Here is a 23,423-nt window from a genome sequence, read left to right as displayed (position 1 = left end):
GAACCGCTGCGCCGTACAGTGAGATTCGTCCGGCTCCGCCGGAGATCCGAAAGGCCGAGATGGTGGCGTTGGTACCCGGGGGGCCGGCCGACGTGCCCCTCGCGCTCGACGAGAGTTGGCCGCTCGTCGGACGCGACGCGGCGATCGAGCGCGCCCTCGTCGGGCTGACGGGCTCGGCGCGCTCGGCGTTCGCCTACGGGCCGTCCGGCATCGGCAAGAGCCGCGTCGTGCAGGCGGTGGCCGAGCACCTCGCCGACAACGGATGGCTCGTGCTCGGCGCGAGCGGCAACCCGGCGTTGAGCGCGGTGCCGCTGGGCGCGCTCGCGCCCGTGCTCGCACGCGAGCCCGCGTCGATGGTCTCGGCGGCGACCGATCCGGTCGCCCTCTACGCGGCGGCGGACGCCGCCGTGCGGCGGCTCGCGGACGGCCGCGACGTGCTGCTCGTGTTCGACGACGTGTCGGTCGCGGACTCGGTGTCGGTCACGCTCATCGCGCAGCTCGTCCAGGCCGGCCGCATCCGGCTCGCGGCGACGGTCCGCGAGTCCGATCCGGTGCCCGACGGGCTGCAGCAGGTCGCGGCATCCGCCGACGCGGTCCGCCTCGACCTCGGACCGCTCGACGTCGACGAGGTCGCCGAGCTGCTCACGCGCGTGCTCGGCGGCGCCATCGCGCACCGCGACGCCGTCGAGCTGCATCGGGCCGCGCACGGCAACCCACTCTTCCTCCGCGAGCTGGCCATCGGCGCGGCCGAGGCCGGCTCGCTCGTGGCCGTCGACGGCTTGTGGCAGCTCGTCGGCGAACCCGTCGGCACGCCCGCGCTGCGCGACCTGATCCGGGCCCGGCTCCGCGTGCTCGGCGACGACGAGCGGGATGCGGTGGAACGACTGGCCCTCTGCGAGCCGCTCGCGGTCGACGAGTTCGCCAAGCCCGGCGCGGCCGAGGCGCTCGCGGCCCTCGAGATGCGCGGCCTCGTGCGCGTCGACGAGTCGACCGCGCGCGTCCGGGTCGCGCTCGCGCACCCGCACTACGCCGCGGCGGTCCGCGACCAGATCCCCCGCATCCGCGCGATGTCGCTGCTGCTCGAGCAGGCCGAGCTGGTCTCGTCCCGTCGCATGGATCCGGGCGACGAACTGCGCGTCGCGGTCTGGCGGCTCGACGCGGGGCATCCGTCCGATCCGGCGCTGCTCGCCCGGTCGGCGGCGCTCGCGCAGCTCGCGCACGACCGGCGCACGGCCGAGCGCCTGGCCGCCGCGGCGCTCGAGGCGGGCGCGGACGATGCCGCGACCCTGCTGCTGCACGGCGAGATCCTGTGGTCACTCGGGCGCGGCACCGAGGCCCTCACGACGCTCGTGCGCGCCGACGAACGCGCGCGAACCGAGGGCGCCCCCGACGCGCTCGTCGCGGCGATCGGCCGGGCCCGTGCCGATGTGCTCGGCGGCGACCCGCTCGGAACGCCTCGCGGACTCGAGCTGCTCGAGGAGCTCGAGGCGGCGCTGCCGAGCCAGGCCGCGGCGATCGGGCTGAGCAAGTCGGTGCTGCTGTCGAACCTCGAGTACGGCCGGGAGGCGCTCGCGACGGTCGAGGCCTGCGCGCGCACGACGGGCGACAGCGCGCTCGAGCGCGCGGTCGTCGACCTGTCGTCGGCCATGCCGCTCTCGCTCATCGGCCGCCCCGACGACGCGGTGGAGGCCGCCGAGCGTGCGGTGCGGTACGCGCGGGAGCCGCGGTCCGCCATCCCTCCGAGGCGGGCCGAGATCGTGCTCGCCGATGTGCTCATCGCGGCGGACCGCCTGGAGGAGGCCCGCGCCACGGTCGTCGAGTCGCTGCACGATGCGATCCGCACCGACGACGAGCTCACGGCGCGGATCGACGAGTTCATGATGGGCCGCATCTCGTGGCAGGCCGGGCGGCTCGACACGTCCGCGCGCTGGTTCCGCGACACCGTCGGCGGCGCCGAGCTGCACGGCCCGAAGTCGCTGCGCGAGTTCGCGCTGTGCTTCCTCGCGATCGTCGCCGCCGAGCAGGGCGACCCCGCGACGGCGCGCGACCTGCGCGGCCGCGTGATCGAGGGCCTGGAGCGCGACAGCTCGGTCACGGCGCTCGCCGATTCGTGGATCGATGCCGCCGAGGGCGCCGCTGAACTCGCCGCCCAGCGGGTGCTCGCGCGCGTCGACGTAGTCGTCCCCCGCGGCTCCGCCACGATCGCCTCCGCCCTGCTCCACCACGTGGTGCGGTTCGGCTCGCGCCCGCACGCCGCCGTCGCGGCCGATCGACTCGCGCAGCTGCTCGAGGAGACGGACGCACCCGCCATCGCACGACGCCACGCCCACGCCCGTGCGGAGGCCGACGGAGACGCGGTCGCGCTGCGCGCGGTCGCGTCCGAGTGGGAGCGGGCCGGCAGCCTCCTCTACGCGGCCGAGGCGCTCGCGTCGGCTGGGCAGGCGGCGCGCGACGCGGGCCACGGCCGCGAGGCGACCGCCGACCTGCAGCGGGCGGCGACGCTCGCGGCCGCATGCGAGGGCGCGCGCACCCCGCTGCTGCGCTTCTCAGAGGGCGCCGAACCCCTGACGCCGCGCGAACGCGAGATCGCGTCGCTCGCGGCGCAGGGGCTCAGCTCGAACGAGATCGCGGCGCGCCTGTACCTGTCGCCGCGCACGGTGAACAACCACCTGCAGTCGACGTACGCCAAGCTCGGCATCCGCGGTCGCCACGAGCTCCGGACCTGAGCCGGCCGGCGCGCAGGCGCCGCCACCGGATGCTCCGCGTCAGGCGGTGACGACCTCGGCCCGCGCGCCCTCGAGTCGCTCGGCGACGCGCGTGACGGCCTCCTGCCGCACGCCGAGGTCGGCCAGGCTCGTGCACAGCGTCTGCACCAGGCGGTCGAACGCGGCATCCGTGATCTCGAGCCCGCCGTGCGCCTCGGAGAGGGAGCGGCCCGAGAACAACTGGGGACCGCCGAACGCCGCGGCGAGGAACGCCCGCTGGTGCGCCTTGAGCCGCTCGAGGTCGATCCCCTCGAACCACCTGCCGAGCTCGTCATCGGCGGTCACCCGCCCGTAGAAGACGGCCACCGCGGTGCGAACCCCGTCGGGGCCGCCGACCTCGTCGTACAGCTCGGTCATCTCGCCTCCTCGTCTCCTCGGTCCCAGCATCCCGGATGGCGCGCGCCGGGCACCTGAGCATCCATTGCTCATTCCCGTCTGGCCGCACCGGGGCACGCGTGGGACCATTCGAGCATGGCGCCGCGCATCGAGTTCGAGGCCGACGTGTTCTCGTCGACGGGCCTGACGCTGCTCGTCGACGGCGCCGCGCAGTCCCACGTCGATGCGCACGATGCGACCCGGTTGTTCTTCGAGTACGTGCAGCGCATCGGGCACGTGCTCGACGCGGTCGCCGACCCCGGCGCGCCACTGCGCGTGCTCCACCTCGGCGGCGGCGCGATGACGCTCGCGCGGTACGTCGAGGCGACCCGGCCCGACTCGACGCAGGTGGTCGTCGACGCCGACGCCCGGCTCGTCGCGATCGTCCGAGAGCGGCTGCCGCTGCCGGCGGGCGCGCGCATCGCGGTCATGGTGGCCGACGCGCGCGACGCGCTCGCGCGACTGCCCGACGACGAGCGGTTCGACGTCGTCGTGGTCGACCTCTACACGCGGCTCGAGTCGCCCGCGTTCGTCGACGAGCCCGCGTTCATGCACGCGTGCCTGGGCCGACTCGGCGAGCGCGGCCTGCTCGTGGTCAACGTCGCCGACGCGGCGGGCGGGCCTCGGCTCGCCGCACAGGCGCGCGCGATCGCCCGCGCCGAGCCGGCCGCCGGACTCGTGGTCGCCGGTCCCCCGAGCGTGCTGTCGGGCGCGGAGGAGGGCAATGCCGTGATCGTCGCCGGGCCGGCGATCCCGCCGCGCGTGCTCGAGCGGCTCCGCGGAGCGGGCCCGTTCCCGGTCGAGGTGCTCGAGGGCGCGCGCCTCGACGTCGTGCTGTGGGGCGCCTGTTGAGCGACCGGCGGTAGCGTGGCATCCGTGCCCAACCCGGAACGCCGCCTCGCCGTGAGCGGCCACCTCGCCCGCCTCGAGGAGTCGCGCACGCGCCCCCGCGCGTGGACGCTCTACGTCGACGGCACGCCGCAATCGCACGTCGACCTTGATGACCCGAGCTGGCTCGGTTTCGAGTACGTGCGCCGGATCGGGCACGCGATCGACGTCGTGCGACCCGAGGGCGAGCCCATCACCGCGCTGCACCTCGGCGGCGGTGCGCTGACCCTGCCGCGGTACGTCATCGCCACGCGGCCGGGATCGCGCCAGCAGGTGGTCGAGCTCGAGTCCGACCTCGTCGAGCTCGTGCGCGAGGAACTGCCGCTGCCGCGCGGCGCCCAGCTGCGGGTGCGGCACGGCGACGCGCGCGAGGTGCTCGCGAAGCTCCCCGCCGGCCTGCACGGCGCGGTCGACATCGCGGTCGTCGACATCTTCTCCGGGTCGCGAACCCCGGCGCACGTGACGAGTGCCGAGTTCTACGGGCTCGTCGCACCGCTGCTTGCACCCGGCGGCATCGTGGCGGTCAACGTCGCCGACGGGGCCGGGCTCGCGTTCGCGCGTTCGCAGGCGGCGACGCTCGCGCACGTCTTCGCGCACGTGGCGATCGCGGCCGACACCTCGATGCTCAAGGGACGCCGGTTCGGCAACGTCGTGATGTACGCCTCCGACGCCGAGCTGCCGTTCGCGTCGCTGCCGCGCCGGCTCGCGAGCGACCCGGCCCCCGCCAAGCTGGTCGACGGCTCCGAGCTCGTCCGCTTCATCGCCGGCGCACCGGTCGTGACGGATGCCACGGCCGTGCCGTCACCGCCGCCGTCGCGTTCGGTGTTCCTCGCGAAGGGCTAGCGCGATCCCGATCGCCGCCCGGGTCAGCGCGCGTGCCGGAAACGCACGGCCTGGCCCGGTCGCACCTGCGCGACGGCGTCGAGCGAGGCCGGGTCGACGATCGCGACGACCGGATACCCGCCCGTGACCGGACGGTCGGCGAGCAGGATCGTCGGCACGCCGGCACCCGTGACCTGGATGCCGCCCGCGACCGTCGGCTCGCTCGGCAGCTCCGCGGCGACCCGACGGTCGAGCACCGGTCCTTCGAGGCGCGCGCCGATGCGATCGGATGCGGCGGAGAGACGCCAGGTCGCCTCATACAACGCGGCGAGCGCGGCATCCGTCACCCAGTCGGCACGCGGGCCCGGGAGCAGCGCCAGCGTCACGGGTCCGCTCGGCGGCGGGTAGGCGGCGTCGTCGTCGAGCAGGGGCACGGATGCCACGGGCTCGGCGCCGACCGCGAGGACCCGGCCCGGCAGCACGGGCTCGGGTCCGATGCCGGCGAGCGTGTCGCGGCTGCGCGATCCGAGCACGCTCGGCTCGTCGAGGCCGCCGCGCATGGCGAGGACGTACCGCAGGCCGCGCTCGGCCGGACCGAGCTCGAGCGGCTCGCCGGCCCGCACGCGGACGGCGCGGTACGGACCGGCGTCGTGCCCGGCGACCACCACCCTGCCCCAGGCGCCGGCGACCGCGACCCACGCGTCCGCGTCGGGGACGACGCGGAGTCCGCCCAGCACGACCTCGAGCCCCGCCGCGCCGTCGGGATTCCCGACCAGCCGGTTCGCGAGGGCGAGCGCGCCGCGGTCGAGCGCGCCCGATTCGCCCACGCCGAGTGCCGCACGGCCCGGGCGACCCAGGTCCTGCACGAGCACGGGTCCGCCGACCGCCTCGACGACGAGCCGGGTCACGCGCCGACCTCGCGGAAGCGGACCGGGCGCCCGGGCACGAGCAGCGCGGGCGGCTCGGCGTCGGGGTCCCACAGTGCCGCCTCCGTGCGGCCGATGAGCCGCCATCCGCCCGGGCTCGAGCGCGGATAGGCGCCGGAGAAGCCGCCTGCGAGGCCGACCGCGCCCGCAGGCACGCTCGTGCGCGGCACGTCGAGGCGAGGCACGTCGAACGGCCAGTCCTCGGACACGAGATACCCGAAGCCGGGCGCGAAGCCGATGAACGCGACTCGCCAGGCCGCGTCGACGTGCCTCGCGACGAGGTGCTCGACCGAGACGCCCAGGAGGCGCGCGGTCCCGTCGAGGTCGTCGCCGCGGTAGTCGACGTCGACGACGACCGGCACCGGTTCGGGCCGGGACCGCACGCCCGGAGCGGGGGCGGCTGCGCCATCCGGAACCGCCGTGCTGCGGACCCAGCTCGCCGCCGACTCGAGGGGCAGGCGTGCCGGGTCGAGCGCCACGAGCAGCGTGCGCGCGGCGGGCACCAGTTCGACGACGCCGTCGGGCGCCGTCGCGACCAGCGCGTCATGCAGCGCGAGCACGTCGGCGAGCGTCTCGCACTCGACGAGGAGTGCGGAGCGGCCGGACGGCAGCAGCCGGACGGCGCTCATGCGAACGGCCGGACCGCATGCCCGGCGGCGTGGAGCGCCGACCGGACCGCACGCGCGATGTCGACCGAGCCCGGGGTGTCGCCGTGCACGCAGAGCGAATCGGGCGCCAGCTCGACCCGCGCGCCGTCGTCGGCGGCGATGCCGCCCGTCTCGACGAGCTCGAGCGCGCGATCGGCCGCGGCGCCGGGGTCGTGCACCAGGGCGCCCGGCTCGTGGCGCGGCACGAGGGTGCCGTCGGCGAGGTACCCGCGGTCGATGAACGCCTCGCGCGCGTAGCGGAGGCCGGCCGCCGCGGCGGCCCGCTCGAGCTCGCCCCCGGGTGCGCCGAGCACGACGAGCGCGGGATCGAAGCCGGCGAGCGCGTCGGCCACGGCACTCGCCGCGGCGTGGTCGGCGCCGAGCCGGTGGTACAGCGCCCCGTGCGCCTTCACGTACCGCACCTCGACGCCCGCCGAGCGCGCCGTCGCCGCGAGCGCGCCGACCTGGTAAAGGACCTCGGCGGCCAGCTCGTCGGGCGACACGGCGAGTGCGCGCCGGCCGAAGCCCGCCCGGTCGCGGTAGCCGGGGTGCGCACCGAGCACCACGCCATGCTCGGCCGCGAGCCGCGCGCTGCGGAGCATCGTGAGCGGGTCGCCCGCGTGGAAGCCGCACGCCACGTTCGCACTGCTGACGAGCGCGAACATCGCGTCGTCGTCGCCCATGCGCCAGGCGCCGTACGACTCGCCCAGGTCGGCGTTGAGGTCGATCTCGCGCGACATGCTCCCATTCTCACCCGGGGGTCGCACTCGTGGCCCGGCTCACGCAGACTGGGTGCGGAGGTGGTCGGTTGGCGCGCGGCACGAGACGGATGGCTGTTCGGGCGCTCGTCGCGAGCACGGCGCTCCTGCTCGCGGGCTGCACGGCCGATCCCGACTCCGGACCGGTCGTCGTGACGCCCTCCGAGTCCGCCGCACCGACGACGCCCGTCGCGTCGATCCCGCCCGTGTTCGCGCCTGTCGGAGATGCCGAGACGATCGCCGAGGGCCTCACCGCGCCGTGGTCGATCCTGCGCCTGCCCGACGGCGGCGTGCTCGTCAGCGAACGCGACGACGGTCGCATCGTCGAGGTCCTCGAGGACGGCTCGCTCCGGGAGGTCGCGGTCGTGCCCGACGTCGTGTCGGGCGGCGAGGGCGGCCTGATGGGCCTCGCCCACCTGCCCGGCGACGGCGACCAGCCGAGCCGCGTGTTCGCCGCCTATTCGACCGAGACCGACAACCGGATCGTCCGCATGCCGCTGACGGGTGAGCCCGGCGACCTCGAACTGGGCGAACCCGAGGCGATCCTCGACGGGCTCCCGCGCGGCGGCCGGCACAACGGCGGCAGGATCGCGTTCGGGCCCGACGGATACCTGTACGCCGGCGCGGGCGACGCCGGCGCGCAGGATTCGGCACAGGACCCCGACTCGCTCGGCGGGAAGATCCTCCGGATGACGCCCGACGGCGAGCCCGCGCCGGACAACCCCTTCGGCACGCTCGTGTGGTCGCTCGGGCACCGCAACCCGCAGGGCCTGGCGTGGGATGCCGCGGGCGGCATGTGGGCCTCGGAGTTCGGACAGAACACGTGGGACGAGCTCAACCGCATCGAGCCCGGCGAGAACTACGGCTGGCCCATCGTCGAGGGGCAGGCGGGTGACGAGCGGTTCGTCGACCCCGCCGTGCAGTGGCCGACCGACGAGGCGAGCCCGAGCGGCACGGCGATCGTCGGCGACACGATCGTGATCGCGGCGCTGCGCGGCGAGCGGCTCTGGTTCGCCTCCCCCGCCTCGACGACGCCGACCGACGTGACGCCCGCCTTCGAGGGCGAGTTCGGGCGGTTCCGCGACGCGGTGCCCGGGCCCGACGACGAGGTGTGGGCCATCACGAACAACACCGACGGGCGGGGGTCGCCGCGCGAGGGCGACGACCGGCTGCTGCGCATCCCGATGGAGGAGGCCGACTGAGCGTCCCCCGGTCGCGGCACACGCGATCGGGGCCCGTGCGGGTGGGCAGCGATATCCTCATCCCATGGCGGAACTCGACCGGGTTCGGATCTGGGCGGAGGCGCTCATCGCCCTGCACCTCGATCCTGCCGTGTGGTCGTTCGGCTTCGACAACGCGAAGAAGCGGGCCGGACTCTGCAACTACACCGAGAAGCGCATCTCGGTGTCGCGGTACCTCGCAGCCCGCTACGACGACGACGAGATCCACCAGATCCTGCTGCACGAGGTCGCGCACGCGATGGCCGGCCCCCGCGCCGGGCACGGCCCGAAGTGGGTGCGCATGGCCGACGAGATCGGCTACGTGGGTCGCCGCACGCACGACGGCGATGTCGCCGACGAGCTCGCGCCGTGGGTCGGCCGATGCCCAGCGGGGCACGAGCACTATCGCTACCGCGCACCCATCCGCCCGCTGAGCTGCGGGCTCTGCCGGCGCGGTTTCGACCCGTCGAACCTCATCGTGTGGCGGCGCCGCGAGATCACCGGCGCCATGCGCCGCGCCGCGGCCGCCGCGGCCGCCGATCCGGTGCGGTCCCGGGCGGCGTCACCGCGAGCCCGGAGCCGGTAGGTTCGTACGGTGCCCGTCTCGACCGTCTCGATCCCCGTCGGCCAGTGGTTCACCGATGACAGCGGACGGTGGTGGTTCGACTCCGGATCGCTCGCCCTCGACTTCGCGTACACCGGGGCCATCCGCGTGGCCGTGGCGCCCGAGGCCCTGCACTCCCCCGACGACCTGACCGGGTGGATGCGCGAGCGGTTCCCGATGCCCGTGGGCGTCGCCCGGTCGCGCGACCTGTTCGACGCGGTGTCGCTGCGCGACGCGATCGGGCGGCTCGCGCTCGCCGCGGGCCGCGGCGAGGAGCTGCGCGCCGCCGACATCGACCTGGTCAACCTCTATGCGGCCACCCCCGACATCCCGCCGACGCTCGGCGGCGGATCGCGCCAGGCCGGCCGCTCGGTGCAGACCGTCGGGCAGGCGCTCTCGACGATCGCACGCGACGCCGTCGACTGCTTCGGCCCGGCCAACGACGGTCGCGTGCGCATCTGCGCGGGCGGTTGCGGCATCGTCTACCTCGACACGTCGCGGGCCGCGAGCCGGCGCTGGTGCTCGATGCAGCGCTGCGGCAACCGGGCGAAGGTGCGCGCCCACCGCGCGCGCAAGTCGGGCAAGATCGCGCTGACCGCCGCCTGATCCGCGGGCGCTGCCGTTCGGGTGGCACCCGTCTCAGCGCGGACGGATCACCCGCACGGCTGCCGACGCGTCGCCGATGGCATCGCGTCGCAGGGCGGCCGGATCGGCCCCGGTCGACACGGCCTCGCGCCCCGAGACCGAGGCGGTCGCGAGATGCGCCACCGCGCGGCGCAGTCCGGCGAAGGCGGATGCCGCGACCGCCGCCTCGGGCGACGTGTCGTCGATGCCGAGCGTCGTGAGGGCGTCGACGACCGCGCCCGCCGCGAGCACGTCGTCGGCAGCGAAGCCGCCGTCCGTCCGCCCGGCCGCCACGATCGCCACGTACGCGCGCCGCCCGAGATGCTCCTGCTCGGCGAGGATCCACGCGGCCACGGCGGCTGCGTCGTGCAGTGCCGCCACGACGACGACCGCGTCGGGCGCGGCCGCGAGGGCCTCGGCGGGAATGGAACCCGGCGCGCCGTCGGTCGAAGCGCTGCCCGCGGCATCCGTCGACACCTGGTCGGCCCAGACGAGCACGTCGGCGGCCTGCGCGATACGGCCGACGCCGAGGAGGCCCACGTCGAACCGCACCTGGTACCTGGCCTGCGCGGCCGGATCAGCGGCTGGGGTCCACTCGCTCACCGCGACAGGCTACGCGATCGAGCCCCGGCGCGCGCTCATAGGGTGGAGGCATGACTTCGCATGTCGACTCCCGGCCCGTGACGATCATCACCGGCGGCGGCCGCGGCATCGGCGCCGCGATCGCCGAGCGGCTCGCCGCCGACGGGCACGACCTCGTGCTGACCTACCGCGAGCGTGCCGACGAGGTCGAGCAGGTGGCTGACGGATGCCGCGCCGCGGGCGCCCGCGTCGAGGTGCTGCAGGTCGACCTCGCCGACCTCGACGCCGCCGCCGACGTCGTGCCCGAGGCGGTCCGCCGGTTCGGCCGCGTCACGGGGCTCGTGAACAACGCCGGGATCACCGGACGGATCGGGCCGTTCCTCGACGCGTCGATCGAGGAGTCCGACCTCGTGTTCCGCATCAACGTGCTCGCGCCCATGGTGCTCTGCCGCGGCGCGATCGCGCACATGTCGACCGAGCGAGGCGGCGCGGGCGGCTCGATCGTGAACATCTCCTCCGGCGCGGCCACGCATGGGGCGCCCGACACCTACATCCCGTACGCCGCGAGCAAGGCGGCGGTGAACATCATGAGCGTGGGGCTCGCGAGGGAGTTCGGCCCGGCCGGCGTGCGCGTCAACACGGTCTCGCCCGGCACGACCCGCACCGAGATCCACGCGACCGCCGGGCGGCCGAACGCACCCGACGAGCGTGCCGCGGGCATCCCGATGCGACGCCCGGGCGAGCCGCACGAGATCGCGGGCGCGGTCGCGTGGTTGCTCTCGGCCGACGCGTCGTACACGACCGGCGCCGACATCCGGGTCTCGGGCGGCAAGTAGGCCCCGCAACTCACCGCTCGTTTCAGGAACACGGAGGCTGCTCAGGCTCGCGCGCGCGATCCGGTCCTGACCAGCCTCCGTGTTCCTGAAAGCACGACTCCGGCGTCAGCGGTGCAGCGCCGCGTGGTGCGCGAGCGCCTCGGCGTCCCTCGCCCGCGACGCCGCCCGGCGAGCGGCGTCGAGCGCCGCGACAGGGTCGGCCTCGCGCCGCGCGATGCCGAGCTGCCGCTCGGCCTCGGCCAGTCGGGTGCGTGCGTCCGCCCCGGCGAACGCACGTGCCCGCTCCATCGCCGAGTGCGCGACCGCGATCTGGCTCTCGGCGATGGCGATGGCCCCGGGCAGGGCGCCGCGCGCGCCGTCGAGGCGTTGCTCGGCCCGACGCGTCCCCGACCGGGCGACCTCGAGCCGGTCGCGCGCCGCACGGAGGCGATCGCGCTCCGCGAAGGGATCGGCCGCGCGATCCTCGCGTCCGACCAGCAGCGGCGACACCTCGCCGATCGCGACCGACAGCACCGACGCCGCGTCGTGGTCGGTCGCCGCGTCGCGCTCGCGGCGGGCGGTGATGAGGTCGGCGTCGAGTGCCGCCGCCTCCGTGGTCGCGTCGGCGGCGGCTTGCGCGAGGTCGAGCTCGACCCGCTCGACCCCGGCGAGCTCGCCCTCGGCGCGATCCAGCGCGTGCGTGGCCCGGTCCAGCAGGTCGGCGACGGGCCGCCCGGCGCCGCCCCCGAGGCGCGCCTCCGCGTCGTCGAGCGCGGAGTCCACGCGATCGAGGTCGCGCTCGGCACGAGTGAGGGCTCCGTGTGCGCCGGCGAGCGCCGCCGCCGAGAAGCGGGTGCCGAGCCGTTCCAGTGCGGCCGCGCCATCCGCTCGCCGTCTCGCGAGGCGCTCGGCCCGCTCGCGAAGGGCCGGGGCGTCGGCGGCGGCGCCGCGCTCGGCGGCTCGGCGCCCCGCGAGTCCGGAACCGGCGTCCGCGAGCACGCGCTCGACCGAGTCGCACAGCGACGCGATGCGCGAGCTCCAGGATCGGCGCTCGGCCGCGGTGTGGGGTTCGGCGTCGTCGAGCCGTTGCTGCAGCAGGAACGCCTCGCGGAGCCATCCCCTCGCCAGGTCGACGGTCGCGGCGAGCTCGCGCGCCGCCTCGACGCCGAACTGTGCCTCGGCGAACCGGACCTCCTGCTGGGCGTCCCGCACGGCCTCGTCGGCTCGCACCAGCCGGGCCTTCGCGCCGGTCTCGAGCACGCGCGCCGCATCGACGTCCCTGGCCTCACGTCGCACGCCCAGCCGGCGGAAGCCGACCACGCCGGCGACGAGCGCGATCGCCGCGCCGCCGAACACCACCAGCGAGGGCACCCAGAAGAGACCGTCGGGCATGGCGCGAGCCTAGTCCTCCGGCCCGGGACATGCCCTAGGGTCGAGCCATGCGGGTGCTGCTCAAGCTGACCCTCGATTGCGATGCGGATGCCGCGTGGCGCGCGATCCGCAGCCCGGCCGTGCTGCGCGAGGTGGTCGCACCCTGGCTCGACTTCGAATCCCTCGAGGCCGACGGGTTCCCCGCGACGTGGCCCGAGGGACCGCATCGACTGCGGGCGCTCGCGTTCGGCATCACGCCCCTCGGCGACGAGGTGGTCGACGCGTCGTATCCTGGCGGGCTGCCGCCGGGCGTTCGCATGCTGCGCGACGGCGGCGGGGCGATCACCGGCCCGCTCGCGGCGTTCCGGAGCTGGGACCACCGGATGGCGGTCTCGCCGCTGCCCGACGGCCGCACGCTCTATCGCGACCGCCTCATCGCGACCGCCGGCCCGGCCCTCGACGTGGCGCTCTGGTACCCGACGTGGGCGTTCTGGCAGTGGCGCGGCCTGCGCCTGAAGCAGCTCGCGCCCACGTGGGCCTACGACCCACCCGGCACGGCGGACGCCGCGAGGACCGCGCGGTCCGCGAGGGCGGCGGCATGACCGCGACGCTCGGCGCGCTGCAGCTGCAGGACTGGCGTCGTCGGGTCTTCGGCCTCTACGCCGGGGTCCGGCACCTCAGCGTGCACGACCCGGCCGAGGGACACGAGCTGTGGAAGTCGGGACGCGACGAGCTGTTCGCCGGTCACCCGCAGTCGCCGCTGCTGCCCGACGACCGGGCGAGGTTCACGGGGCTGACCGTCGCACGCTACGACCCGGACTGGCGCTACGAACTCGAGGTGCGCCGGCCCGAGGAACCCGTGCGCATGGTGGTCGACACCTCGACCGACGGCCCGGTTCCGTTCTCGCTCGTCGGCACGGTGCGCATCCCGTACCTCGGCACGCTCGACGTGTGGCGGCTCACGGCGTACGGCGGCGGCATCTTCCTGCCGATCAAGGACACCCTGGCGGGGCAGCCGGGCGGCACGTACGGCGGGGGCCGCTACCTCATCGACACGATCAAGGGCGCCGATCTCGGCTCGGGCGCCGACGACGACTCGCTCGTCGTCGACTTCAACTTCGCGTACAACCCGTCGTGCGCGTACGACCCGTCGTGGTCGTGCCCGCTCGCTCCGCCCGGGAACACGGTCGCCGTCGACATCCCGGTGGGCGAGCGGATGCCGCGCTGAGGCTCGCGTACATCTTCCGCCCAGCACCATCCGCTATGGTGGACCCCGGCGAGCGCGCGATCGCGCCGCCTGCGTCGTAGACACGCTTCCGGGCTTCGAGCCCGACGACTTCATACGGCGAACGGATTCGCCGACCGGCGTCTTCGCCATCTTCCTCCCATCGTCGGGTCTCGAGACGTCGCCGCGCGCCGCCTCGATCCACGCATGGGTGCCTCCCGAACGGAACCCTGTGACCGAGATCACCTTCGGCACGCTCGGCGTGCCCGCACCGCTCGTCGCCGCCCTCGCGGCCGACGGCAAGACCACCCCCTTCCCCATCCAGGCCGACACCCTGCCCGACACGCTCGCCGGACGCGACGTGCTCGGTCGCGGCAAGACCGGCTCGGGCAAGACCATCGCGTTCGCGCTGCCCATGGTCGCCCGCCTCGGCACCTCGCTCGCGGGCGGCCGCCGCCGTGCGGGCCGCCCGCTCGGCCTCGTGCTCGCGCCGACGCGTGAGCTCGCCACGCAGATCACCCAGACCTTCGAGCCGCTCGCGGCCGCGTACGACCTGAAGGTCACCACGATCTTCGGCGGCATCAACCAGACCCGCCAGGTCGCCGCGCTGCGCGCCGGCGTCGACATCGTCGTGGCCACCCCCGGCCGCCTCGAGGACCTCATGAAGCAGGGCTTCCTGCACCTCGACGCGATCGAGATCACGGTGCTCGACGAAGCCGACCACATGGCCGACCTCGGCTTCCTGCCGGTCGTGACCCGCATCCTCGACAAGACGCCCCGCGGCGGCCAGCGACTGCTGTTCTCGGCGACGCTCGACAACGGCGTGGACAAGCTCGTGAATCGATACCTGCAGAACGAGGTGCTCCACTCGGTCGACGAGGCCAACTCGCCCGTCGCCGCGATGACGCACCACGTCTTCGAGATCGACGACGTCGATGCCAAGAACGAGCTCGTGAAGACGCTCGCGTCGGGCACCGGCCGCCGCATCCTCTTCATGCGCACCAAGCACCACGCGAAGAAGCTCGCGAAGAAGCTCACCGAGCAGGGCATCCCCTCCGTCGACCTGCACGGCAACCTGTCGCAGCCGCAGCGCGACCGCAACCTCGCCGCGTTCGGCGACGGCTCGGTCAAGGTCATGGTCGCCACGGATGTCGCGGCGCGCGGCGTGCACGTCGACAACGTCGAGCTCGTCATCCACGTCGACCCGCCCATGGAGCACAAGGCGTACCTGCACCGCTCCGGCCGCACCGCGCGCGCCGGGAGCGAGGGCGACGTCGTCACGATCTGCCTGCCCGCCCAGAAGCAGGACTTGAAGACGCTGCTCCGCAAGGCCGACATCCGGGTCACGCCCCAGCAGGTGACGTCGACGTCGCCGGCCGTGGCCGCGCTCGTGGGCGAGGTCGCGCCGTACGTGAAGCCGCAACCGAAGGCCGCGCCGCAGCCGAGCGGCGGCGGTCGCTCGCAGGGCGCGAACGCCCAGCGCAAGCGCGCCGCCCGTGAGGCCGCCGCGGCCGGCGGCGGTGTGGCGTCCGAGCCGGGCCAGGGCCGCCGTAGCCGCAGTCGCGGCCGGGGCCGTGGCGGTCAGTCGGATGTCGCGCCCGCGACGCCGCGCCGCGACCGCTCGGGCCGTCCGTCCGAGCTCAAGGCCCACGCGCCCAAGCAGGGTGCCGGCCAGAGCCGTGGAGCCCAGTCCACCGGCGCCCAGCGCAGCACCTCGGCGCGCCAGGGTTCGCAGAAGGCGCCCCTGCGCGTCGGCAGCCTCGTCTCCCCGCAGCGCAACACGCGCACCAACCGGCGCGCGCAGGGCTGACGCCCGGATCCCGACACGACGACGGCCCCGCACCCTTCCCGGTGCGGGGCCGTCTCCGTCCCCGGTCAGTACGCGAAGTCGGGACGCAGGTTCCACGCCGTCGCGGTCTCCAACCGGGCGAGCAGCGTGAGCGCCGTGAGCCGCGCATGCTCGTCGCCGACGGCGCTGTACACGTCGATCGCGAGCGGCGGCGGTTCGCCCTCGGTCGGCAGCTCCACCTCGACCCACGCGTCCGCGGCGATCGGCACGCGGGGCTCGAGCGTGCCTACCCCTTCGATGTGGGAGTCGACGGCGAGCGCGATGATCGCGAGCGCGTCGGGCTTGGCCGCGGCGCTGCGCAGGATGAGCCTCGCGCTGTGCTCCTCGGGCTGCGCGAGGCGGCGAGCGAGCCGCCGTCCGTGCCCCATGGTGCCGGAAGGCTACGCCCGCCGGCTGGACGACCGCCGATTTCACCGGTGAGGGCGGCCCGGGTTAGCCTGACCCCATGAGCACCGAGGTCGCTGCCGATGTCGTCATCCGTCCCGTCCGCGATTCCGACGCGGAGGCGCTCGGTCGCGTGCACGCCCAGTGCTGGCACGAGGACTACGACAGCCTGGTGAGCGCCGCGACGCTCGAGAACCTCTCGCCCCGCCGCATGGCCGAGCTGTGGACGCACTGGATGAGCCAGGGCGACGACTTCACGCACGTCGCCGCACTCATCGACGGCGAGATCGTCGGATTCGCCGGAGCAGGCCCCGCCCGCGACGAGGAGCCGCCTCGCGAGCGCGAGCTGTTCTTCATCCACATGCTCGACGCGCACCACGGCAAGGGCATCGGCCAGAAGCTGTTCGACGCTGCGGTGGGCGACGCGTCGGTGTACCTCTGGGTGCCGTCGACGAACGAGCGAGCCGTGCAGTTCTACGTTCGCAACGGCTTCGTGGCCGACGGCGAGTCGCACGACGAGCCGTTCCTCGGCGAGACCATCCACGAGATCCGGATGGTGCGATAGCCACGCCGGGCGAGGACCGGCGACCCACCGGTTCCTAGGTCAAGGCGCCGACCGCGGCGAGCGCGCGGCGCAGCAGGACGCCGCGTCCGCCCTCCATCTCGGCCGAGAGCGCGTCGCTCGCGGCCTCGGCGGGCGTCATCCACGTGACCTCGAGCGCGTCCTGACGGGGCTCGCAGGTGCCGGTCACGGGCACGACGTACGCGAGCGACACGGCGTGCTGCCGGTCGTCGGTGAACGGCGAGATGCCGGGCAGCGGGAAGTACTCGGCGACGGCCGCGGGCACGGGGCTCGCGGGCAGCAGCGGGAACGCCATGGGCCCGAGGTCCTTCTCGAGGTGCCGGAACAGCGCATCCCGGATCGTCTCGCCGTACATGACGCGGCCCGACACGAGCGTGCGCGACATCTCGCCGACCGCGTTGGCGCGCAGGAGCATGCCGACCTCGGTGACCTGCCCGACGCCGTCGACGCGCACGGGGATCGCCTCGACGTAGAGCAGCGGGAGCCGGCCGCGGACCTCGGCGAGCTCGAGGTCGGTCAGCCAGCCGGGGTTCGCGGGCGGCTGCACGACGGGCTCGTCGCCGGGTTCCCAGTCGGGGTGCGGGTCGGGTGTGCGCACGGCCATGCCTCGATTCTGCCGCACGACGGCGCGAGGTACGATGCCCCGATGCGGATCGACGACGAGGCGGTGCTGTGGTCGGCGTCGCGAGCCGATCGCGCGGGGCGGCCCCTGCTCGTGCTGCTGCACGGGTACGGCTCGCACGAGGGCGACCTGTTCGGGTTGAGCCCGTACCTGCCCCTGCAACCGGCGATCGCCTCGTTGCGCGCCCCGATCGCGATGGGGTACGGCCATTCGTGGTTCCCGGTCCCGCAGACCGAGGCCGATCTCGCGACCGCCGACGCCGACGCTGCCGTCACGGCGGTGCTCGAATGGCTCGACCGTGCGGCGCCGGGCGAGGCCGGCATCGGCCTGTTCGGGTTCTCGCAGGGCGGAGCGATGGCGATCGAGTTGCTGCGGCGCGCGCCCGATCGGTTCGCGTTCGCGGTGAGCCTGGCCGGCTTCGCGCTGCCGGGCGAACGCGAGGGCGACGAGCGGATGTCGCAGCTCGCCATCCCCGTGTTCTGGGGCCGCGGGACGGACGACGATGTCATCCCCTCGGCCGCGATCGTGCAGACGCAGGAGTGGCTGCCGTCGCACTCCGACCTGGACCAGCGCGTCTACGAAGGGCTCGGGCACGCCGTGTCCGACCTCGAACTGGCGGATGCCTCCGCGTTCCTTCGCGCGCAGTACGCGGCCGCCTGACTCGGCGCAGGCGCCTAGATGCCGGCGCCGCCGCCGCCTCCGCCGCGTTCCTCCTCGGCACGCCGAGCGGCGCGCTCGGCGTCGCGCTCGGCGACGCGCCGCTTCTCGGCTCGCACCCCGGCTTGGCGCGCCCGCTCCTCGACGAGCCACTCGGGCGGATCCTCAAGGAGGGCCTTGATCTCGGCGGTGGTGAGCGGATCCACGACCCCGGCGCGCGCGAGCCCGGAGTTCGAGACGCCGAGCTTGCCCGCGACGACCGTCTTGGGGTGCGGACCCTCGCGGCGCAGCGTCGAGAGCCACTCGGGCGGGTCGGACTGCAGGGCCGCGAACTCGTCGCGCGTGACCGGCGAGGCCTGGAACTCCTCGGGCGCGGCCTCGAGCAGGATGCCGAGCTTCTTGGCCGCCGTCTCGGGCTTCATCGACTGGGACTGGCGGGGCTTCGCATCGTTCACCCCTCCACGGTAGTCCGACGACACCGTATCCGTGCGCGGGCACGGGCCACAGGCCCCGCCGCGGTTCGTCACGCGAGCTCGAGGCCGACCCCGCCGACGCTAGCCTGAGAGGGCCGCGGCGCGCGGCGGAAGGGGGCGGAGGTGGCGTTGCGGCTCCGGTACGTCGCGGGCGTGAGCCCAGCGAAATGGCTGCGCGCGTGGGCCGATCGCCGCCCCGACCTGCCGCTCGAGGCCGAACGCGTCGACGAACCCGCCCAACTCGACGACCTGCTCGCGGGCGAGGCCGACCTGGCCTTCGTCCGCCTGCCCGTCGACGCCGAGGGGCTCCACGTCATCCCGCTGTGGGAGGAGGTCGCGACGGTCGTCCTCCCGAAGGACCATCCGCTCGCTGATGCCGACGCGCTGCAGCTCGCCGACCTCGCCGATGAGCCGCCCGCGCCGCAACAGGACGACCCCGCGATGACGGTCGAGCTCGTGGCGGCGGGCGCGGGCTGGGCCATCCTGCCGCACAGCCTCGCGCGGCTGCATCATCGACGTGACGTCGTCGCCATCCCGATGACGGATGCCGCGCCCACGCGCATCGCGCTCGTCTGGCGCGTCGACCGCGACGACGACGACATCCAGGAGTTCGTCGGCGTGGTGCGCGGACGAACGACGCGGAGCTCGCGCGGTGCGACCGGCCCGTCGGATGCCGAGCCGTCGGAGGCCGGCACACGCGCGCGCTCGACGCGGAGGCCCGATCCGCGCAGCGGCGCCCGGCGCACGACGCGAGGCGCGCCATCCGCCTCACGCCGCCGGAAGCGCGGCCGATGAGCGCGCGGTTCCTCTTCGTCTCAGCGCGTCCCGAGATCGAGGCGGTCGGCCCCGAGTACGCGTCGGTGCGGCGTGCGAGCGGGCTCGACGTCGACCGACTCGACCACGTGCGCGCCGACGTCGATCCGCTCGGCGACCTCGCACCGGAGCGCTATGCAGGTGTGATCATCGGCGGCAGCCCGTTCAACGTGACCACGCCCGAGGATCGGAAGTCGACGGTGCAGCTCCGGGTCGAGGCCGATCTGGCACGGCTCGCCGAACGCGCGCTCGCCACCGATCACCCCGTGCTGTTCACCTGCTACGGCATCGGCGTGCTCACCCGGGTGCTCGGCGGCACGGTCGACACCGTGCACGGCGAGCAGGCCTCCGCCGTCGAGATCACGCTCACCGACGAAGGGCGGACCGACCCGCTGACGGCGGGCCTGCCCGTGCGGTTCGACGCGCTGGTCGGACACAAGGAGGCCACCGGGCGACTGCCCGACGGCGCCGTGCTCCTGGCCCGATCCGCCGGATGCCCGGTGCAGGTCTACCGAGCCGGCACGCACGTGTACGCAACGCAGTTCCATCCCGAGGTCTCGACCGACGACTTCATCGCGAGAGCGCACGTGTACCGCCACCACGGGTACTTCCCCGCGCACGAGCTCGACCTGTTCATCGCGCGCGTCGGCGCGGCATCCGTCACCGAACCGCGGCGGATGCTGCGTCGCTTCGTCGAACTCGCCGAGGCGCGCTCGCTCTCGGCCGTCTGACAGCCCGAAGGGCCCGCCGACCAGTGGTCGGACGGGCCCCTCGGATTCGAGCCGTGTCGGTCAGGCAGTGCGCCGACGGTTGACGATCAGGCCGTAGATCAGCAGCACGACGATGGCGCCGCCGATGGCGAGCAGCCACGTGCTGAGGTCCCAGAACTCCTCGAGGCCCACTCCGAAGAGGACGCTCCCGAGCCAGCCACCGAGCAGGGCGCCCACGACGCCCAGCAGCAGCGTGATGAGCCAACCGCCGCCCTGCTTGCCGGGCAGGATCAGCTTTGCGATCGCTCCAGCGATCAGACCGAGGATGAGGAAAGCAAGGATACTCATCGGTTCTCCTTCCGTTGGCAGCAACTGTCCTCCAGTGGAGCCTGCCGCGGCAAAGGGTTGCGCCGGTGTGTCGAAACGCGCTATTCAGGGCGCGTGCGCGACGATCCGGCCTCCTGGGTGCTCCACGTCGACCTCGACCAGTTCATCGCGGCGGTCGAGGTGCTGCGACGTCCGGAGCTCGCCGGCCGACCGGTGATCGTCGGCGGACGGGGCGACCCGACCGAACGGGCCGTGGTGTCGACGGCGTCGTACGAGGCGCGCGAATTCGGGGTGGGATCGGGGATGCCGCTGCGCATCGCCGCCCGCAAGGCGCCCGAGGCCGTGATCCTGCCCGTGGATGCGGCCGAGTACACCGCCGCGTCCGAGAAGGTCATGGCCACGCTGCGCGCCATGCCCGGGGCTACGGTGCAGGTGCTCGGCTGGGACGAGGCGTTCGTCGGCGTCGTGACGGACGATCCAGAGGCCTACGCGCGCGACCTGCAGTTCGCGGTCCTCGAGCGCACGCGACTGCACTGCAGCGTGGGGATCGGCGACACGCTCGTGCGCGCGAAGATCGCGACGGGCTTCGGCAAGCCGGCCGGGATCTTCCGGCTGACCGGGGAGAACTGGGTCGAGGTGATGGGCCACCGGCCGACGATCGAGCTGTGGGGCGTCGGCACCAAGATCGCCCGGCGGCTCGCGGGGCATGGCATCACGACCGTCTCCTCGCTCGCCGACGCCGATCCGGCCGTGCTCGCCGCCGAGTTCGGGCCGCGGATGGGGCCGTGGTACCGCCAGCTCGGACGCGGCGAGGGTGCCCGCGTCGTCGACGACACGCCATGGGTCGCGCGCGGGCACAGTCGCGAGACGACGTTCCAGCAGGACCTCGAGGACCCCGCCGACATCGAGGCGGCGCTGCGCGAGCTCGCAGAGCGCGTGCTCGACGACGTCGCCGCCGAGGGCCGGCCGGTGATCGGGCTGACGCTCAAGGTGCGGTACGCGCCGTTCTTCACGAAGACGTACCAGCGCCGGATCCCCGTGACCTCCGATCGCGCCGACGTGGTCGAGCGGGTGATCGGGCTCGCCGCCGACCGGATCGAGGCGGACCGCGCCATCCGCCTGCTCGGCCTGCGCGCTGAGATGACGATGCCCGACGACGCGCGCGAGGGGCACACGCCGACGCGCAGCGGGTGGTGAGGCTTGCGGATGCGGATGGCGCCGACGATACGATCGTTCCCGATCCTCCACGACGTGATCCGATGAGGCGGTGCCCCGTTTGACCTCCACGCGGTTCCCCCGTTCGGTCTACGGCACGGGTGCCGAGCCCGATCCGCGGTTCAGCCTCGCCAATGAGCGCACGTTCCTCGCGTGGAACCGCACCGCGCTTGCGCTGATCGCCGGCGGGGTCGCCCTCGAGGCACTGGGACTCGACCTCCAGCCGGGCTTCCGCCTCGCGGCTTCCCTGGTGCTCGTCGTCGCGGGACTCGCCGTCCCCGTCCTGGCGTGGGTGGAGTGGGCGCGAACCGAGCGGGCCCTGCGCGCGTCGGCCGCGTTGCCGGGCTCCGCGACGAGCATCCTGCTCGCGATCACGGTCGTGCTCGTCGCCGTGCTGGTGCTCTTCGGCATCCTGTGGCGATGACCGGCTCCCCGCTCTTCGATCCGGGACTGCAACCCGAGCGGACCGAACTCGCGTGGCGGAGGACCTGTCTGGGGATCGGCGTCGGCTCGCTCATCGCGCTCCGGGTTCTGCCCGCGCTCGGTTCGACGCCGGACGAGCAGCTCGCATGGCTCGTGCCCGGCCTCGTCGGCATCGCGTTCGCCGTCGTGTTGTGGGTGCTGTCACGGGCGAGGTACGTCCGCGCCGATCGGGCGCTCCTCGACGGCCGCCCCGATCGGATGCCTGGCGCGGGTCTCATGCTCACGCTGACGATCTTCGTGGTCGCCTGCGGCGTCGCTGGCGCGGTGTCCGCGTTCGTCGCCCTGCTGACCTGACATCGAGCCGACCGCGCGAGAGCACCGCCTCGGGGTCACTCGTGCTCGGGCAGGACCGGTGACGACCAGCCGGGATCGCGGCCCAGCTGCGCCGCGCGGGCGACCGACGCCGAGCCGAACCGAGCATGGAGGGCGTCGAGCACCGCGTCGAGTCGTTCGCCCTCGCCCCAATCGATGGGCAGCTCGGGCTGTACGGAATCGGCGCGACCCAATTTCGTGAACGAGATGCCGATGAGGGTGATCCCGCGCTCCTCGATCTCCTGTCGGGCGCTGGCCAGCAGTCCCCGCGCGACGGCGAGGATCACCGAGGTGCGGTCGGTCGGAGGGCCGACGGTGTGCGAGCGGGTCGCCCTGGTGAAGTCGCCGAAGCGGAGGCGCAGCACGACCGTGCGGCACACGCGGTCGCGGTCGCGCAGGCGGCGAGCGAGCCGATCGACGATCTGGGTGAGGATGACGTCGAGTTCGTCGGCCGAGCGAGGACGCCTGCCGAGCGCCCGCTGGGATCCGATGGACCCGCGACGTCGCGTGGTGTCGACGGGGCGCGGATCCCGCAGCCGGGCCAGTGCGTGAAGGTGGGCGCCGGTGGCGTTGCCGAGCAGCCGCTCGGTGGCGTCCTCCTCGAGCTCGGCGAGCTGCCCGACCGTGCGGATGCCGAGCCCGTGGAGCTTCTCAGCGGTGACGGCGCCGACTCCCCACAGCCGTTCGACCGGCAGCGGGAGCAGGAAGGCCTCCTCCCGATCGGGCTCGACCACGAGCAGCCCGTCGGGCTTGCTGACCGCGCTGGCGACCTTGGCGAGGAACTTGGTGCGGGCGATCCCGACCGAGATGGGCAGGCCGACCTCCGCCCGCACCCGCTCCCGCAGGCGCACCGCGATCTGTTCGGGCGTGCCTGCGATGCGGCGCAGGCCGCCCACCTCGAGGAACGCCTCGTCGATGGAGATCCCTTCGACCAACGGCGTCGTGTCGCGGAAGATCGTGAACACCTCCTTGCTGGCCGCGGAGTAGGCGTCCATGCGGGGCGGGACGACCACCGCGTCGGGGCACAGGTCGCGCGCCTGCCGGCCGCCCATCGCCGTGCGGACTCCTCGGGCCTTCGCTTCGTAGCTCGCCGCGAGGACCACGCCGCCGCCGACGATCACGGGCCGACCGCGCAGTTCCGGGGCGTCGCGCTGCTCGACCGATGCGTAGAACGCGTCGAGGTCGGCGTGCAACACGGTCGCCTCGCCACGCATGCCGCCTCCTGTCCTTGCGGCCGAATCTTCGCACGCACCGGCGACACGGGAGCGACCCAGCCCAGGCGGGATCGGGCTGCAGGACATGTTGCAGCGCGAATACAGGATGGGGTGCCCGGCGACGGGAGGGGGAAGCACTGCCGGGGAGTGTGCTTCCGG

At 74.2% G+C, this 23,423-nt stretch carries 28 protein-coding genes; 17 read left to right on the top strand and 11 right to left on the bottom strand.

Going from position 1 to position 23,423, the window contains the following annotated elements:
- Window positions 1-59 precede the first annotated feature (59 nt).
- Complete coding sequence (locus ACFQ58_RS05685) at window positions 60-2,726, top strand: LuxR C-terminal-related transcriptional regulator (protein ID WP_376950072.1); 2,667 nt, start codon at window positions 60-62, stop codon at window positions 2,724-2,726.
- A gap of 39 nt (window positions 2,727-2,765) precedes the next feature.
- On the opposite strand, the gene ACFQ58_RS05680 is transcribed toward ACFQ58_RS05685, so the two are convergent.
- Entirely contained in the window at window positions 2,766-3,122 is a 357-nt protein-coding gene (locus tag ACFQ58_RS05680) for a group 1 truncated hemoglobin (protein ID WP_376950071.1), read from the bottom strand.
- 114 nt (window positions 3,123-3,236) lie between these two features.
- Here ACFQ58_RS05680 and ACFQ58_RS05675 point away from each other — a divergent pair, with 114 nt between their 5' ends.
- Complete coding sequence (locus ACFQ58_RS05675; protein ID WP_376950070.1) at window positions 3,237-3,992, top strand: spermidine synthase; 756 nt, start codon at window positions 3,237-3,239, stop codon at window positions 3,990-3,992.
- Window positions 3,993-4,007: 15 nt separating this feature from the next.
- Window positions 4,008-4,871, top strand: a complete 864-nt coding sequence (locus ACFQ58_RS05670; protein WP_376950069.1) for a spermidine synthase — start codon at window positions 4,008-4,010, stop codon at window positions 4,869-4,871.
- A gap of 23 nt (window positions 4,872-4,894) precedes the next feature.
- On the opposite strand, the gene ACFQ58_RS05665 is transcribed toward ACFQ58_RS05670, so the two are convergent.
- The 3 genes from ACFQ58_RS05665 to ACFQ58_RS05655 are packed head-to-tail and all read right to left on the bottom strand — an operon-like array spanning window position 4,895 to window position 7,163.
- Window positions 4,895-5,758: a biotin-dependent carboxyltransferase family protein gene (locus ACFQ58_RS05665; protein WP_376950068.1), complete on the bottom strand. Its 864-nt coding sequence runs from the start codon at window positions 5,756-5,758 to the stop codon at window positions 4,895-4,897.
- Window positions 5,755-6,405, bottom strand: coding sequence for an allophanate hydrolase subunit 1 (locus ACFQ58_RS05660; protein WP_376950067.1), 651 nt, complete (start codon window positions 6,403-6,405; stop codon window positions 5,755-5,757). The genes ACFQ58_RS05665 and ACFQ58_RS05660 overlap by 4 nt, the downstream gene beginning before the upstream one ends.
- Entirely contained in the window at window positions 6,402-7,163 is a 762-nt protein-coding gene (locus ACFQ58_RS05655; RefSeq protein WP_376950066.1) for a LamB/YcsF family protein, read from the bottom strand. The genes ACFQ58_RS05660 and ACFQ58_RS05655 overlap by 4 nt, the downstream gene beginning before the upstream one ends.
- Window positions 7,164-7,252: 89 nt before the next feature.
- On the opposite strand from ACFQ58_RS05655, the gene ACFQ58_RS05650 reads away from it, so the two are divergent.
- From ACFQ58_RS05650 to ACFQ58_RS05640, 3 genes are all read left to right on the top strand, one after another.
- The gene (locus ACFQ58_RS05650) at window positions 7,253-8,383 is read left to right on the top strand and encodes a PQQ-dependent sugar dehydrogenase (protein WP_376950065.1); all 1,131 of its coding nucleotides are present in this window, start codon (window positions 7,253-7,255) and stop codon (window positions 8,381-8,383) included.
- A 64-nt stretch (window positions 8,384-8,447) separates the two neighbouring features.
- A complete protein-coding gene (locus tag ACFQ58_RS05645; protein ID WP_376950064.1) occupies window positions 8,448-8,987 on the top strand; it encodes a SprT-like domain-containing protein in 540 nt (179 codons plus the stop codon).
- A 9-nt stretch (window positions 8,988-8,996) separates the two neighbouring features.
- The gene (locus ACFQ58_RS05640) at window positions 8,997-9,611 is read left to right on the top strand and encodes a CGNR zinc finger domain-containing protein (RefSeq protein WP_376950063.1); all 615 of its coding nucleotides are present in this window, start codon (window positions 8,997-8,999) and stop codon (window positions 9,609-9,611) included.
- Between the two features lie 33 nt (window positions 9,612-9,644).
- Here ACFQ58_RS05640 and ACFQ58_RS05635 read toward each other — a convergent pair whose 3' ends face one another.
- The gene (locus ACFQ58_RS05635) at window positions 9,645-10,232 is read right to left on the bottom strand and encodes a 2-phosphosulfolactate phosphatase (RefSeq protein ID WP_376950062.1); all 588 of its coding nucleotides are present in this window, start codon (window positions 10,230-10,232) and stop codon (window positions 9,645-9,647) included.
- A 50-nt stretch (window positions 10,233-10,282) separates the two neighbouring features.
- On the opposite strand from ACFQ58_RS05635, the gene ACFQ58_RS05630 reads away from it, so the two are divergent.
- Window positions 10,283-11,047, top strand: a complete 765-nt coding sequence (locus ACFQ58_RS05630; protein ID WP_376950061.1) for an SDR family NAD(P)-dependent oxidoreductase — start codon at window positions 10,283-10,285, stop codon at window positions 11,045-11,047.
- A 105-nt stretch (window positions 11,048-11,152) separates the two neighbouring features.
- Here ACFQ58_RS05630 and ACFQ58_RS05625 read toward each other — a convergent pair whose 3' ends face one another.
- A complete protein-coding gene (locus ACFQ58_RS05625; RefSeq protein ID WP_376950060.1) occupies window positions 11,153-12,418 on the bottom strand; it encodes a hypothetical protein in 1,266 nt (421 codons plus the stop codon).
- 47 nt (window positions 12,419-12,465) lie between these two features.
- Here ACFQ58_RS05625 and ACFQ58_RS05620 point away from each other — a divergent pair, with 47 nt between their 5' ends.
- The 3 genes from ACFQ58_RS05620 (at window position 12,466) to ACFQ58_RS05610 (ending at window position 15,432) form a co-directional block, all read left to right on the top strand.
- Complete coding sequence (locus ACFQ58_RS05620; protein WP_376950059.1) at window positions 12,466-12,999, top strand: hypothetical protein; 534 nt, start codon at window positions 12,466-12,468, stop codon at window positions 12,997-12,999.
- Window positions 12,996-13,625 carry a DUF1684 domain-containing protein gene (locus ACFQ58_RS05615; RefSeq protein WP_376950058.1) on the top strand — a complete coding sequence of 210 codons (630 nt, stop codon included), beginning with the start codon at window positions 12,996-12,998 and terminating at the stop codon, window positions 13,623-13,625. Before ACFQ58_RS05620 ends, ACFQ58_RS05615 begins: the two co-directional genes overlap by 4 nt.
- Before the next feature lie 229 nt (window positions 13,626-13,854).
- On the top strand, window positions 13,855-15,432 hold the full coding sequence (locus ACFQ58_RS05610) for a DEAD/DEAH box helicase (RefSeq protein ID WP_376950057.1): 1,578 nt from the start codon (window positions 13,855-13,857) through the stop codon (window positions 15,430-15,432).
- 65 nt (window positions 15,433-15,497) lie between these two features.
- Here ACFQ58_RS05610 and ACFQ58_RS05605 read toward each other — a convergent pair whose 3' ends face one another.
- Window positions 15,498-15,839, bottom strand: coding sequence for a hypothetical protein (locus tag ACFQ58_RS05605; protein WP_376950056.1), 342 nt, complete (start codon window positions 15,837-15,839; stop codon window positions 15,498-15,500).
- A gap of 77 nt (window positions 15,840-15,916) precedes the next feature.
- On the opposite strand from ACFQ58_RS05605, the gene ACFQ58_RS05600 reads away from it, so the two are divergent.
- Window positions 15,917-16,420 carry a GNAT family N-acetyltransferase gene (locus ACFQ58_RS05600; protein ID WP_376950055.1) on the top strand — a complete coding sequence of 168 codons (504 nt, stop codon included), beginning with the start codon at window positions 15,917-15,919 and terminating at the stop codon, window positions 16,418-16,420.
- A 34-nt stretch (window positions 16,421-16,454) separates the two neighbouring features.
- On the opposite strand, the gene ACFQ58_RS05595 is transcribed toward ACFQ58_RS05600, so the two are convergent.
- Entirely contained in the window at window positions 16,455-17,042 is a 588-nt protein-coding gene (locus ACFQ58_RS05595) for an NUDIX hydrolase family protein (RefSeq protein ID WP_376950054.1), read from the bottom strand.
- Window positions 17,043-17,084: 42 nt separating this feature from the next.
- Here ACFQ58_RS05595 and ACFQ58_RS05590 point away from each other — a divergent pair, with 42 nt between their 5' ends.
- On the top strand, window positions 17,085-17,720 hold the full coding sequence (locus ACFQ58_RS05590; protein WP_376950053.1) for an alpha/beta hydrolase: 636 nt from the start codon (window positions 17,085-17,087) through the stop codon (window positions 17,718-17,720).
- A 14-nt stretch (window positions 17,721-17,734) separates the two neighbouring features.
- Here ACFQ58_RS05590 and ACFQ58_RS05585 read toward each other — a convergent pair whose 3' ends face one another.
- Window positions 17,735-18,139, bottom strand: coding sequence for a DUF5997 family protein (locus ACFQ58_RS05585; protein ID WP_376950343.1), 405 nt, complete (start codon window positions 18,137-18,139; stop codon window positions 17,735-17,737).
- A 174-nt stretch (window positions 18,140-18,313) separates the two neighbouring features.
- On the opposite strand from ACFQ58_RS05585, the gene ACFQ58_RS05580 reads away from it, so the two are divergent.
- Window positions 18,314-18,985 (top strand): LysR family transcriptional regulator substrate-binding protein, encoded by a 672-nt coding sequence (locus ACFQ58_RS05580; protein ID WP_376950052.1) that lies wholly within the window; start codon window positions 18,314-18,316, stop codon window positions 18,983-18,985.
- Window positions 18,982-19,734: a glutamine amidotransferase gene (locus ACFQ58_RS05575; RefSeq protein ID WP_376950051.1), complete on the top strand. Its 753-nt coding sequence runs from the start codon at window positions 18,982-18,984 to the stop codon at window positions 19,732-19,734. Before ACFQ58_RS05580 ends, ACFQ58_RS05575 begins: the two co-directional genes overlap by 4 nt.
- 60 nt (window positions 19,735-19,794) lie before the next feature.
- On the opposite strand, the gene ACFQ58_RS05570 is transcribed toward ACFQ58_RS05575, so the two are convergent.
- Window positions 19,795-20,061, bottom strand: coding sequence for a GlsB/YeaQ/YmgE family stress response membrane protein (locus ACFQ58_RS05570; RefSeq protein ID WP_376950050.1), 267 nt, complete (start codon window positions 20,059-20,061; stop codon window positions 19,795-19,797).
- A 117-nt stretch (window positions 20,062-20,178) separates the two neighbouring features.
- Here ACFQ58_RS05570 and ACFQ58_RS05565 point away from each other — a divergent pair, with 117 nt between their 5' ends.
- The 3 genes from ACFQ58_RS05565 (at window position 20,179) to ACFQ58_RS05555 (ending at window position 22,032) form a co-directional block, all read left to right on the top strand.
- On the top strand, window positions 20,179-21,237 hold the full coding sequence (locus ACFQ58_RS05565; RefSeq protein ID WP_376950342.1) for a DNA polymerase IV: 1,059 nt from the start codon (window positions 20,179-20,181) through the stop codon (window positions 21,235-21,237).
- Window positions 21,238-21,316: 79 nt separating this feature from the next.
- The gene (locus tag ACFQ58_RS05560; protein ID WP_376950341.1) at window positions 21,317-21,679 is read left to right on the top strand and encodes a YidH family protein; all 363 of its coding nucleotides are present in this window, start codon (window positions 21,317-21,319) and stop codon (window positions 21,677-21,679) included.
- Window positions 21,676-22,032, top strand: coding sequence for a DUF202 domain-containing protein (locus ACFQ58_RS05555; RefSeq protein ID WP_376950049.1), 357 nt, complete (start codon window positions 21,676-21,678; stop codon window positions 22,030-22,032). The genes ACFQ58_RS05560 and ACFQ58_RS05555 overlap by 4 nt, the downstream gene beginning before the upstream one ends.
- Before the next feature lie 35 nt (window positions 22,033-22,067).
- Here ACFQ58_RS05555 and dinB read toward each other — a convergent pair whose 3' ends face one another.
- Window positions 22,068-23,264 carry a DNA polymerase IV gene (dinB, locus tag ACFQ58_RS05550; protein ID WP_376950048.1) on the bottom strand — a complete coding sequence of 399 codons (1,197 nt, stop codon included), beginning with the start codon at window positions 23,262-23,264 and terminating at the stop codon, window positions 22,068-22,070.
- Window positions 23,265-23,423: the final 159 nt, after the last annotated feature.

The sequence above is a fragment of the Agromyces sp. NPDC056523 genome (assembly GCF_042794545.1).
Lineage (GTDB): Bacteria > Actinomycetota > Actinomycetes > Actinomycetales > Microbacteriaceae > Agromyces.
Note: the sequence above shows the minus strand (reverse complement) of the source record. Positions and strands in the feature narration are given on the sequence as shown.

Bases quoted from the DNA above. Each gene is read 5' to 3' on its own strand.
- ACFQ58_RS05685 (WP_376950072.1), top strand. From the start codon at position 60: ATGGTGGCGTTGGTACCCGGGGGGCCGGCCGACGTGCCCCTCGCGCTC.
- ACFQ58_RS05680 (WP_376950071.1), bottom strand. From the start codon at position 3,122: ATGACCGAGCTGTACGACGAGGTCGGCGGCCCCGACGGGGTTCGCACC.
- ACFQ58_RS05675 (WP_376950070.1), top strand. From the start codon at position 3,237: ATGGCGCCGCGCATCGAGTTCGAGGCCGACGTGTTCTCGTCGACGGGC.
- ACFQ58_RS05660 (WP_376950067.1), bottom strand. From the start codon at position 6,405: ATGAGCGCCGTCCGGCTGCTGCCGTCCGGCCGCTCCGCACTCCTCGTC.
- ACFQ58_RS05655 (WP_376950066.1), bottom strand. From the start codon at position 7,163: ATGTCGCGCGAGATCGACCTCAACGCCGACCTGGGCGAGTCGTACGGC.
- ACFQ58_RS05650 (WP_376950065.1), top strand. From the start codon at position 7,253: ATGGCTGTTCGGGCGCTCGTCGCGAGCACGGCGCTCCTGCTCGCGGGC.
- ACFQ58_RS05645 (WP_376950064.1), top strand. From the start codon at position 8,448: ATGGCGGAACTCGACCGGGTTCGGATCTGGGCGGAGGCGCTCATCGCC.
- ACFQ58_RS05630 (WP_376950061.1), top strand. From the start codon at position 10,283: ATGACTTCGCATGTCGACTCCCGGCCCGTGACGATCATCACCGGCGGC.
- ACFQ58_RS05625 (WP_376950060.1), bottom strand. From the start codon at position 12,418: ATGCCCGACGGTCTCTTCTGGGTGCCCTCGCTGGTGGTGTTCGGCGGC.
- ACFQ58_RS05620 (WP_376950059.1), top strand. From the start codon at position 12,466: ATGCGGGTGCTGCTCAAGCTGACCCTCGATTGCGATGCGGATGCCGCG.
- ACFQ58_RS05615 (WP_376950058.1), top strand. From the start codon at position 12,996: ATGACCGCGACGCTCGGCGCGCTGCAGCTGCAGGACTGGCGTCGTCGG.
- ACFQ58_RS05605 (WP_376950056.1), bottom strand. From the start codon at position 15,839: ATGGGGCACGGACGGCGGCTCGCTCGCCGCCTCGCGCAGCCCGAGGAG.
- ACFQ58_RS05600 (WP_376950055.1), top strand. From the start codon at position 15,917: ATGAGCACCGAGGTCGCTGCCGATGTCGTCATCCGTCCCGTCCGCGAT.
- ACFQ58_RS05595 (WP_376950054.1), bottom strand. From the start codon at position 17,042: ATGGCCGTGCGCACACCCGACCCGCACCCCGACTGGGAACCCGGCGAC.
- ACFQ58_RS05590 (WP_376950053.1), top strand. From the start codon at position 17,085: ATGCGGATCGACGACGAGGCGGTGCTGTGGTCGGCGTCGCGAGCCGAT.
- ACFQ58_RS05585 (WP_376950343.1), bottom strand. From the start codon at position 18,139: ATGAAGCCCGAGACGGCGGCCAAGAAGCTCGGCATCCTGCTCGAGGCC.
- ACFQ58_RS05575 (WP_376950051.1), top strand. From the start codon at position 18,982: ATGAGCGCGCGGTTCCTCTTCGTCTCAGCGCGTCCCGAGATCGAGGCG.
- ACFQ58_RS05570 (WP_376950050.1), bottom strand. From the start codon at position 20,061: ATGAGTATCCTTGCTTTCCTCATCCTCGGTCTGATCGCTGGAGCGATC.
- ACFQ58_RS05555 (WP_376950049.1), top strand. From the start codon at position 21,676: ATGACCGGCTCCCCGCTCTTCGATCCGGGACTGCAACCCGAGCGGACC.
- dinB (WP_376950048.1), bottom strand. From the start codon at position 23,264: ATGCGTGGCGAGGCGACCGTGTTGCACGCCGACCTCGACGCGTTCTAC.